General features: G+C 75.5%; 1 protein-coding gene. It reads left to right on the top strand.

What is annotated here, in order from left to right:
- Positions 1-32 precede the first annotated feature (32 nt).
- Positions 33-10,988 carry an SDR family NAD(P)-dependent oxidoreductase gene (locus ACSNN9_RS00755; RefSeq protein ID WP_436670682.1) on the top strand — a complete coding sequence of 3,652 codons (10,956 nt, stop codon included), beginning with the start codon at positions 33-35 and terminating at the stop codon, positions 10,986-10,988.
- Positions 10,989-11,019 lie beyond the last annotated feature (31 nt).

Below are 11,019 nucleotides of genomic sequence, written 5' to 3'. Positions count from 1 at the left end.
GACGACGGGTCAACACAAGGAGTGCGCGGTCCATGGCTGACGAGGCGAAGCTTCTCGACTACCTCAAGCGGGTCACCGCTGACCTGCACCAGGTGCGTCAGCGCCTGCGCGAGGTGGAGGCCGGTGAACAGGAACCGGTCGCCATCGTCTCCATGAGCTGCCGCTTCCCCGGTGGGGTGCGGTCGCCCGAGGACCTGTGGGAGGTCGTCGCGTCCGGTCGGGACGTGGTCTCCGACTTCCCGACCGACCGCGGCTGGGACCTCGGGTCGCTCTACGACAGCGACCCGGAGCAGGCCGGCACGTCGTACACCCGCCAGGGCGGCTTCGTCCACGACCTGGCCGACTTCGACCCGGGCTTCTTCGCGATCTCCCCCCGCGAGGCGCTGGCGATGGACCCGCAGCAGCGCTGGCTGCTGGAGACCTCGTGGGAGGCCCTGGAGCGGGCCGGCATCGACCCGCACTCGCTGCGCGGCAGCCGCACCGGCGTCTTCGCCGGCAGCACCGGTCAGGACTACGGCACCGTGCTCATGGGCGCCGCGCAGGGCCTGGAAGGGCACCTGATGACCGGCAACGCCGGCAGCGTGGTCTCCGGCCGGATCGCCTACACCTTCGGGCTGGAGGGGCCGGCGGTCACCATCGACACCGCCTGCTCGTCCTCCCTGGTCGCCCTGCACCTCGCGGGGCAGGCGCTGCGGCAGCGGGAGTGCACCCTCGCCATCGTCGCCGGCGTCACCGCCATGTGCACCCCGGCCGCCTTCGTCGAGTTCTCCCGGCAGCGCGGCCTCGCCGCCGACGGCCGGTGCAAGGCGTTCGCCGCCGCCGCGGACGGGACCGGCTGGTCCGAGGGCGTCGGCGTCCTGCTGCTGGAGCGGCTCTCGGACGCGCAGCGCAACGGCCACCCGATCCTCGCCGTGGTGCGGGGCAGCGCGGTCAACCAGGACGGCGCGTCCAACGGCCTGAGCGCCCCGAACGGGCCGTCGCAGCAGCGGGTGATCCAGCAGGCCCTGGCCAACGCCGGCCTCGCCGCCGGCGGCGTGGACGTGGTGGAGGCGCACGGCACGGGCACCCGGCTCGGCGACCCGATCGAGGCGCAGGCGCTGCTGGCCACGTACGGGCAGGACCGGGGCGACTCCGCGCCGCTGCTGCTCGGGTCGGTCAAGTCGAACATCGGGCACGCCCAGGCCGCCGCCGGGGTCGCCGGTGTGATCAAGATGGTGATGGCGATGCGGCACGGCGTCGTGCCGCCCACCCTGCACGTGGACGAGCCGACCCCCGAGGTCGACTGGTCGGCCGGCGAGGTCTCGCTGGTGACCGAGGCGACGCCGTGGCCGGCGGTGGGCCGGCCGCGCCGCTCGGCGGTCTCCTCGTTCGGGGTCTCCGGCACCAACGCGCACACCATCCTGGAGCAGGCCCCGGAGCCCTCGCAGCCCCCGTCGGGCACCGCCGCGCCGGTGGTCGAGCGGCCGGTCGTGCCGGTGCCGGTGTCGGCCCGTGACGCGGCCGGTCTCGCCGCCCAGGCGGGCCGCTGGGCGGCCCGGCTGGCCGCCGACGAGACCCTGCGACCCCTGGACGTGGCGTTTTCGTCGGTGACCTCCCGCTCCACCCTGGACCACCGGGCCGTGGTCTCCGCGACCGGCCGCGACGACCTGCTCGCCGGGCTGCGCGCCCTCGCCGCCGGCGACCCGTCCGGCGCGGTCGTCACGGGCCAGGCCGGCGGCCGGGGTTCACTGGCGGTGCTCTTCTCCGGCCAGGGTGCACAGCGCGCCGGCATGGGCCGGGAGCTGTACGGGACGTTCCCGGTCTTCGCCGCCGCGCTGGACGAGGCGTGCGTGTACCTGGACGCGTTGCTGCCGCGCCCGTTGCGGGAGGTGCTGTTCGCCGAGGCGGGTACGGCCGAGGCGGCGTTGCTGGACCAGACGGTCTTCACCCAGGCCGGTCTGTTCGCGGTCGAGGTGGCGCTGTTCCGCCTGGTGGAGTCGTTCGGGATCACGCCCGAGTTCGTGGGCGGCCACTCGATCGGTGAGGTCACCGCCGCGCACGTGGCCGGGGTGCTGTCCCTGGCCGACGCGTGTGCGCTCGTCGCGGCGCGGGGCCGGCTGATGCAGGCGCTGCCCACCGGCGGCGGGATGCTCGCGGTGGCCGCCGACGAGGCGGCGGTGGTCGAGTCGATCGCCGGATCGACCGACCGGGTCGGGATCGCTGCCGTCAACGGGCCGACCTCGGTCGTGGTCTCCGGTGTCGTCGAGGCGCTCGACGAGGTGGAGCGCGTCTGGCGGGACCGGGGCGTGCGTACGCGCCGGTTGACCGTCAGCCACGCGTTCCACAGCCCGCTGATGGAGCCGATGCTCGCCGAGTTCCGCGCCGTCCTGACCGGGCTGACGTTCGCCGCGCCGACCCTGCCCGTCGTGTCGAACGTGACCGGGGCGCTCGCCGACGCCGAGGAGATCCGCACCGCCGAGTACTGGGTGCGGCACGTGCGGCAGGCCGTCCGGTACGCCGACGGGGTCGCGGCGTTGCGGGCCGCGGGCGTGGACACGTTCCTGGAGGTCGGGCCGCAGAGTGTGCTGACCGCGATGGCGGCGGACATCCTGCCCGGCGACGACGCGGTGCTGGCCGTCGCCGTGCAGCGCAAGGACCGGCCGGAGGCGCACGGGCTGTTGGCCGGGCTGGCCGAGCTGCACGTGCACGGGGTGGCGGTGGACTGGCGGCCGTGGTTCGCCGACACCGGCGCCCGGCGGGTGGACCTGCCCACGTACGCCTTCCAGCACCAGCGCTACTGGCCCGAGGCGGGGGCCGGGTGGACCGGCGACGTCACCGCGGTCGGCCTGCGGCCCGCGCAGCACCCCCTGCTCGGGGCCGCCGTCGGCGTCGCGCACGCCGAGGGCTTCCTGTTCACCGGCCGGCTGGCCCGGCGTACCCATCCGTGGATCTCCGACCACGTCGTCTTCGACACCGTGCTGCTGCCCGGCACGGGCTTCGTCGAACTCGCCCTCCAGGCGGGCGCGCACGTCGGCGCGGACCACGTCCGCGAACTCACCCTGGAATCGCCGCTGATCCTGCCGGAGACCGGGGGCGTGGACATCCAGCTCTGGATCGGCCCGGCGGACGAGACCGGCTGCCGGTCCGTGTCGCTGCACTCCGCCCAGGACGGCGAGCCGACCGAGGGCGCCGGCGAGCGGGCCTGGACCCGCAACGCCAGCGGCGTGCTGGCCAGCGGCCCCGCCGCGCCGAGCGGCCCCGCCGGCTGGTCCGACCTGACCACCTGGCCCCCGCCGGGCGCGACCGAGGTCGGCACCGACGACCTCTACCTCAACCTCGCCGCCCAGGGCTACGACTACGGCCCGTCGTTCATCGCGCTGCGCTCCGCCTGGCGGCGCGGCGACGACCTCTTCGCGGAGCTGGCGCTGCCCGAGGCCCCCGCCGCCGAGGCCGGCGGGTACGGCCTGCACCCGGCGCTGCTCGACGCGGCACTGCACACCCTCGGCCTGACCACCCCGGCCGGGGAGCCGTCCGGGGCGGACATGCCCCCCGGGTACGGTCGGCTGCCGTTCTCCTGGAACGACGTCGCCCTGCACGGCGCCGGGGCCGCGGCGGCCCGGGTCCGGGTCTCGCACACCGGCCCCGACAGCATCTCGCTGCTGCTCACCGACGTCACCGGCGCGCCCGTCATCTCCGTCGGCTCCCTCGTCCTGCGGCCGGTCTCCGCCGACCAGCTCCGCACCGCCTCCGGCGGCGGCACCGACTCGCTGTTCCGGGTCGAGTGGGCCCCGCTCGCGCTGACCGCCGGCCCGTCCACCGTCGACTGGGCGGTGGTCGGCGACGCGGCGGCGCTCACCGACGCGGTCGCGGCCACCGGTACGGCCGTGGCGGCGTACCCCGATTTGACCGCCCTGGCCACGGCGATGGACGAGGGGACGGACGCACCCGGCGTGCTGGTCGTGCCGTTCCTCGACCCGCCCTCGTCGGCGGACGTGCCCCGGGCCGTCGCCGAGGTGACCCACCGGGCGCTCGCCGTGCTCCAGCAGTTCCTCGCCGACGACCGCTACACGGCCTCCCGGCTGGTGGTGCTGACCTCGGGGGCGGTCGCCACCGAGTGGGACACCGACCTGACCGACCTGGCCGGCGCCGCCGTGATCGGCCTGCTCCGCTCCGCCCAGTCGGAGAACCCCGAGCGGTTCGTGCTGGTCGACGTCGACGACATCGCCGGCTGCGCCGCCGCGCTCGTCCCGGCCGTCGCGACCGACGAGCCGCAGGTCGTCATCCGCGCGGGCGTCGCCGCCGGCGCCCGGCTCACCCGGGTCCCCGCCCCGAGCGAGCCGCCGGCCGCCCCGTTCGACTCCGACGGCACCGTCCTGATCACCGGCGCCACCGGCACCCTCGGCCAGCTGATGAGCCGGCACCTGGTGGGCACGTACGGCGTGCGGCACCTGATCCTCACCAGCCGGCGCGGCCGCGCCGCCGGGGGCGTCGCGGAGCTCTGCGCCGAGCTGGAGGCGCTCGGCGTGAGCGTCACCGTCGCCGCCTGCGACGTCGCCGACCGCGACGCCGTGGCCGAACTGCTGGCCGGCATCCCGGCGGAGCACCCGCTCACGGCCGTCATCCACGCCGCCGGCGTCCGCGACGACGGTGTCATCTCCTCGCTCACCCCCGAGCGGATGGACGGCGTGCTGCGGCCCAAGGTCGACGCCGCCTGGCACCTGCACGAGCTGACCGCCGAGCTCGACCTGAAGGCGTTCGTCTCGTACTCCTCGCTCGCCGCCACCGCGGGCGGCCCGGGCCAGGGCAACTACGCCGCCGCCAACGCGTTCCTCGACGGGCTGGCCCAGCACCGCAAGGCGCGCGGCCTCGCCGCGCTCACCCTCGCCTGGGGCCTCTGGGCCGACCGCAGCGGCATGACCACCGAGCTGGACGACGTCCACCTCAACCGGATCTCCCGCTCCGGCGTCGCCGCCATGGAGGCCGAGGAGGGGCTCGCCCTCTTCGACGCCGCCTGCCGCACCACCGACGCCGCGCTGGTCCCGGCCCGGCTCGACCTCGCCGCGATGAAGGTGCAGTTCGCCGGCGGGAGCATCCCGCCGCTGTACCGGGCGCTGATCCGCACGCCCGCCCGCGCCGCCGCGGCCGCCACCGGCGCCTCGCTCGTGCAGCAGCTCGCCGGGCTCGGCGACACCGAGCGGGCCGCCGCGCTCGTCGAGATCGTCCGGGGGCAGGCCGCCGCCGTGCTCGGCTACCCCGACCCGGCGGCCATCGAGCCGCGCCGCGCGTTCAGCGAGTTCGGCTTCGACTCGCTCACCGCCGTCGAGATGCGCAACCGGCTCAACAACGCGTTCGGGATGCGGCTACCGGCCACCCTCGTCTTCGACTACCCGACCCCGCACGACCTGGCGGCCTTCCTGGGTACGGAGATCGCCGGCACCCCGGTTCCCGTGCGGCCCGCGACGCCCACCGTGTCGGTCGGCGACGACGAGCCCCTCGCGATCATCGGCATGGCCTGCCGGCTGCCCGGCGGGGTGTGGTCGCCCGACGACCTGTGGCGGCTGGTGGTCGACGGCGTCGACGCGATCAGCGACCTGCCGACCGACCGCGGCTGGGACCTCGACAGCCTCTACAGCCCCGACCCGGACGCCCCCGGCACCTTCTACGCGCGCGGCGGCGGCTTCCTCAGCGGCGTGGACAAGTTCGACCCCGGCTTCTTCGGCATCTCGCCCCGCGAGGCCCTGGCCATGGACCCGCAGCAGCGGCTGCTGCTGGAGACCACCTGGGAGTCCTTCGAGTCCGCCGGCATCGACCCCACCGACGTACGCGGCAGCAGCACCGGCGTCTTCGTCGGCACCAGCGGCCAGGACTACGGCTCGCTGCTCGCGTACTCGCCGGAGGCCGCCGAGGGTTACATGCTGACCGGGATGACCAGCAGCGTCATCTCCGGCCGGGTGGCGTACACGTTCGGGCTGGAGGGGCCGGCGGTGTCGCTGGACACAGCCTGCTCGTCGTCGCTGGTCGCGCTGCACTGGGCCGGCCAGGCGCTGCGGCGCGGCGAGTGCGACATGGCCCTCGCCGGGGGCGTCATGGTGATGGCGACCCCGACCGCGTTCGTCGAGTTCTCCCGGCAGCGCGGCCTGGCCGCCGACGGGCGGTGCAAGTCCTTCGCCGCGTCCGCCGACGGCACCGGCTGGTCCGAGGGCGTCGGCATGCTGCTCGTGCAGCGGCTCTCCGACGCCCGCCGGCAGGGCCGCACGGTCCTCGCCGTGGTGCGCGGCTCCGCGATCAACCAGGACGGCGCCTCCAACGGGCTGACCGCCCCGAACGGCCCGTCGCAGCAGCGGGTGATCCGGCAGGCGCTGGCGTCGGCGCGGCTCTCCACCGCCGACGTGGACGTGGTCGAGGCGCACGGCACGGGCACCACGCTGGGCGACCCGATCGAGGCGCAGGCGCTGCTCGCCACGTACGGGCGGGACCGGCCGGCCGACCGGCCGCTGCTGCTCGGCTCGATCAAGTCGAACATCGGCCACGCGCAGGCCGCCGCCGGCGTCGCCGGCGTCATCAAGATGGTGCAGGCCATCCGGCACGGAATGGTGCCGGCGACGCTGCACGTGGACGAGCCGTCCCCGCACATCGACTGGACCTCGGGCGCGGTGGAACTGGCGACGGAGTCGCGGCCGTGGCCGGCGGTGGACCGGCCGCGTCGGGCGGCGGTGTCGTCGTTCGGCATCTCCGGCACGAACGCCCACGTCATCATCGAGCAGGCCGACGAGCCGCAGGCCGTGGCCCCCGCCGAGCAGGGCCCCGGGCTCGTGGCCTTCGAGGCGGTGCTGTGGTCGCTGTCGGGACGGTCGAAGGGCGCCCTGACCGGCCAGGCGGCCCGCCTGGCGGAGTACGTGCGCCAGCACGGCGAGGTCGACCCGGCGGCGGTGGGTTGGTCCCTGGCCACGACCCGGTCGACGTTCGACCACCGCGCCGCCGTCGTCGGGTCGAGCACGGAGGACCTGCTGGCGGGGCTGGACGCGCTGGCGTCGGGGTCGCCGGCCGGCAACGTCGTCGCCGGCACGGCCTCGTCGCACGGTGCGGGCCCGGTGTTCGTGTTCCCGGGGCAGGGTGCGCAGTCGGCGCGGATGGCCGCCGGCCTGGTGGGTCGGACGCCGGTGTTCGACGCGCGGCTGGCCGAGTGCCAGCGGGCCCTGGCCCCGTATCTGGACGTCGACGTGGTGTCGGTGTTGACGGGTGAGGACGAGTCGTGGTTGGCGCGGGTCGAGGTCGTGCAGCCGGTGCTGTGGGCCGTCGGCATGGCCCTGGCGGCGGTGTGGCAGCACGCCGGTGTCACCCCGGCTGCCGTGATCGGTCACTCGCAGGGCGAGATCGGCGCCGCGTGTGTGGCCGGCATCCTGTCCCTGGAGGACGCGGCGAAGGCCGTGGCGTTGCGCTCGCGTGCCCTGACGGTGCTGCGGGGCACCGGGACTATGGCGTCGGTCGACCTTTCCGCCGAGGCGGTCGCCGGGCGGCTGTCGGCGTTCCCGGGTGTCGGGGTGGCGGCGGTCAACGGTCCGTCCACCGTGGTGGTCTCGGGTCCGCCGCAGCCGGTCGCGGACCTGGTGGAGGCGTGCCAGGCCGAGGGTGTGCGGGCGCGGTTGATCCCGGTGGACTACGCGTCCCATTCCGCCGCCGTGCAGGAGGTCGCCGAGCAGCTCCGCGCCGACCTGGCCGACGTGACTCCGCAGCCGGGACACACCCGGCTCGTCTCCACGCTGACCGGTCACTGGGTCGACCCGACGTCGATGACCGCCACCTACTGGTACGAGAACCTGCGGCAGACCGTGCGGTTCGACGCCGCCGTGCGGGTGGCCGTCGAAGCGGGTCACACGACGTTCGTGGAGATCAGCCCGCATCCGGTGCTGACGATGCCGGTGACGGCGATCCTCGACGACGCCGGCGCCAGCGGCCACACCCTCGGCAGTCTGCGCCGTGGTGACGACGACGCGGCGCGGCTGCTGACGAACCTCGCCACCGCCCACGCGATCGGCCTGCCCGTCGACCTGACGGCCGTGCTGGCCCCGACCGACACCGTCGCCCTGCCCACGTACGCCTTCGACCACCAGCGGTACTGGGTCGAGCCGCCGGTGCACCGGGCGCAGGACGTCAGCTCCGCCGGCCTCCAGGACGCCGGGCACCCGCTGCTCAGCGCCACGCTGACCTTCCCCGACAGCGAGCGGATGGTCTTCACCGGGCGGCTGTCGGTGCGTACCCACCCGTGGCTCGGCGAGCACCGGGTGATGGACAACATCCTGCTGCCCGGCACCGCCTTCGTGGAGCTGGCCACGTACGCCGGCGAGCAGGCCGGCTGCCCGACGGTGGAGGAGCTGACCCTGCTCGCCCCGCTCGTCCTGCCCGAACTCGGCGCGCTCCAGGTGCAGCTGATGGTCGGCGACCGGGACGACGACGGGCGGCGCACCGTCCAGCTCTACTCCCGGCCCTACCGGGACGGCTCCGACGAGATCCTGGCCGACGTCGCCTGGACCTGCCACGCCACCGGTCTGCTCGGCCCGCAGCCGGCCGACGCCGCGCCCGCCTTCGACCTGGGGGTGTGGCCGCCGCCCGGCGCGACGCGCGTCGAGGCAGACGACTTCTACTCCGGCATCGAGGCGACCGTCTTCGGGTACGGCCCGGCGTTCCGTGGTTTGCGCGCCGCGTGGACCCGCGACGACGAGGTCTTCGCCGAGGTCGAACTGCCCGCCGACCACCACGCCGAGGCCGGCCGCTTCGGCGTGCACCCGGCGCTGCTGGACGGCGCGTTGCAGGCCATGTCGATCGGCGGCTTCCTCGGCCGGATGGGCGACGGCGCCGACGCCAGCGTGCCCCGCCTCCCGTTCGCCTGGACCGGGGTCTCCCTGCTCGCCGCCGGGGCGACCGCCCTGCGCGTGCGCGTCGCCGCGGCCGGCGAGGTCGGCGTCTCCTTCCAGGTGGCCGACGCCACCGGCGCTCCGGTGCTGCACGTCGACTCGCTGATCATGCGCCGGGTCTCCGGCGACTCGCTCGGTGCGGCCCGCTCCGGCCGGCACGAGTCGCTGTTCCAGGTCGACTGGCCGGTGCTGCCGGTGCCCACCGGCCCCGTGCCGGCGGCGACCCGCTGGGTGGCGCTCGGCGACGACCTGTCCCTCAGCGCCGCCTGCGAGGCGGCCGGCGCCCGGGTGCGTACCGACGTCGACCTCGACTCGCTCGGCGACCTGCTCGCCGGGGGTGAGTCGGCCCCCGAGGCGGTGATCGTCCCGATCGGCGACGCCGGGGACCCGACGGACCCGGCGCTGGCCGGGCAGGCCCGGGCCACGACGCACCGTACCCTCGCCGCGTTGCGGACCTGGCTCGCCGACGACCGGTTCGCCGAGTCCAGGCTCGTGCTGGTCACCCGGAACGCGGTCGCGGCAGGGGAGCAGCAGGTGGTCGACCTGCGCCAGGCCCCGGTCTGGGGCCTGCTGCGCACCGCCCAGCTCGAACACCCGGGGCGGTGCCAGCTCGTCGACCTCGACGACACCCCGGACAGCGCCGCCGCGCTGGCCGCCGCGATCGCCTCCGGCGAGCCGCAGCTCGCCGTGCGGGCCGGGCAGGTCCGCACGCCACGGCTCGGGCGGGTCCCGGCCGGGGTGGAGCCGCTGCCCGGCGGGATCGACCCGGACGGCACCGTGCTGATCACCGGCGGGACGGGCGTGCTGGGCCGCATCCTGGCCCGTCACCTCGCCACCACCCACGGCGTGCGGCACCTGCTGCTGGCCGGGCGACGCGGCGGGGCGGCCGAGGGGATCGGCGACCTGGTCACCGAACTCGCCGGCACCGGTACGGAGGTGACCGTCGCCGCCTGTGACGCCGCCGACCCCGACGCGCTGGCGGCGCTGCTGGCCGGGGTGCCCGCCGCGCACCCGCTCACCGCCGTGGTGCACGCCGCCGGCGTCCTCGACGACGGCGTGCTGGAGTCGATGACCCCCGACCGGGTGGACGCGGTCGCGGTGCCGAAGATCGACGCGGCGTGGCACCTGCACCGCCTCACGGCCGACGCGGACCTCGCGGCCTTCGTCCTCTTCTCCTCGGCGGCGGCCACCCTGGGCAGTGCCGGCCAGTCCAACTACGCGGCGGCGAACGCCTTCCTCGACGCCCTCGCGGCGCACCGCCGGGCCCGCGGACTCGCCGGCATCTCGCTCGCGTGGGGCCTTTGGGAACAGGCCAGCGGCATGACCGGCCACCTCGGCGACGACGACGTGCGACGGATGGCCGAACAGGGCGCCGCCGGGCTCGCCACCGAGCAGGCGCTGAACCTCTTCGACGCCGCGTGGCGGCTCGACGCGGCGGCCGTCGTGCCGATGCGCCTGGACGTCGGGACGCTGCGGGGCCAGGCGGAGGCCGGCACCCTCGCGCCGATGCTCCGGGCCCTGGTCCGGGTGCCGATGCGGCGCTCGGCCGACGCCGCGGGCGCCCGCTCCGGCGGGGTGCAGCTCGGCCAGCGGCTCGCCGGCCTGGCCGGCCCGGAACGGCTCAAGGTGGTGCTCGACGTGGTACGGGCCAACATCGCCGCCGTCCTGGGCCACGCCGGCGCCGACGCCGTCGACCCGAACCGGCTCTTCACCGACCTGGGCTTCGACTCGCTCACCGCGGTCGACCTGCGCAACCGGCTCAACGGCCTGTCCGGGCTGCGGCTGCCGGCGACGCTGGTCTTCGACTACCCGACGCCGACCGCGCTCGCCGAGAAGCTGACCAGCGAGATCGCCGCCGACGCGGCGCCCTCCACACAACCCCTCTTCCAAGGCATCGACACGGTGGAGAGCCTGCTCAACGCCATCCCGCTCGACCCGGCGGCCCGGGCCCGGTTCACCGCCCGGATGCAGGACCTGCTCGCCAAGGCGTCCGACCTGGCAGCCGGGCCCGCCGCCGAGCCGGACCGGCCCGACCTCGACTCGGCCAGCGACGACGAGATCTTCGACTTCATCAGCAAAGAGTTTGGAATCTCCTGAGATGACCAACCTTCGGATCGAGGCAGGGGCC

The organism is Micromonospora sp. URMC 107, assembly GCF_051386315.1.
Taxonomy (GTDB): Bacteria; Actinomycetota; Actinomycetes; order Mycobacteriales; family Micromonosporaceae; genus Micromonospora.
Note: the sequence above shows the minus strand (reverse complement) of the source record. Positions and strands in the feature narration are given on the sequence as shown.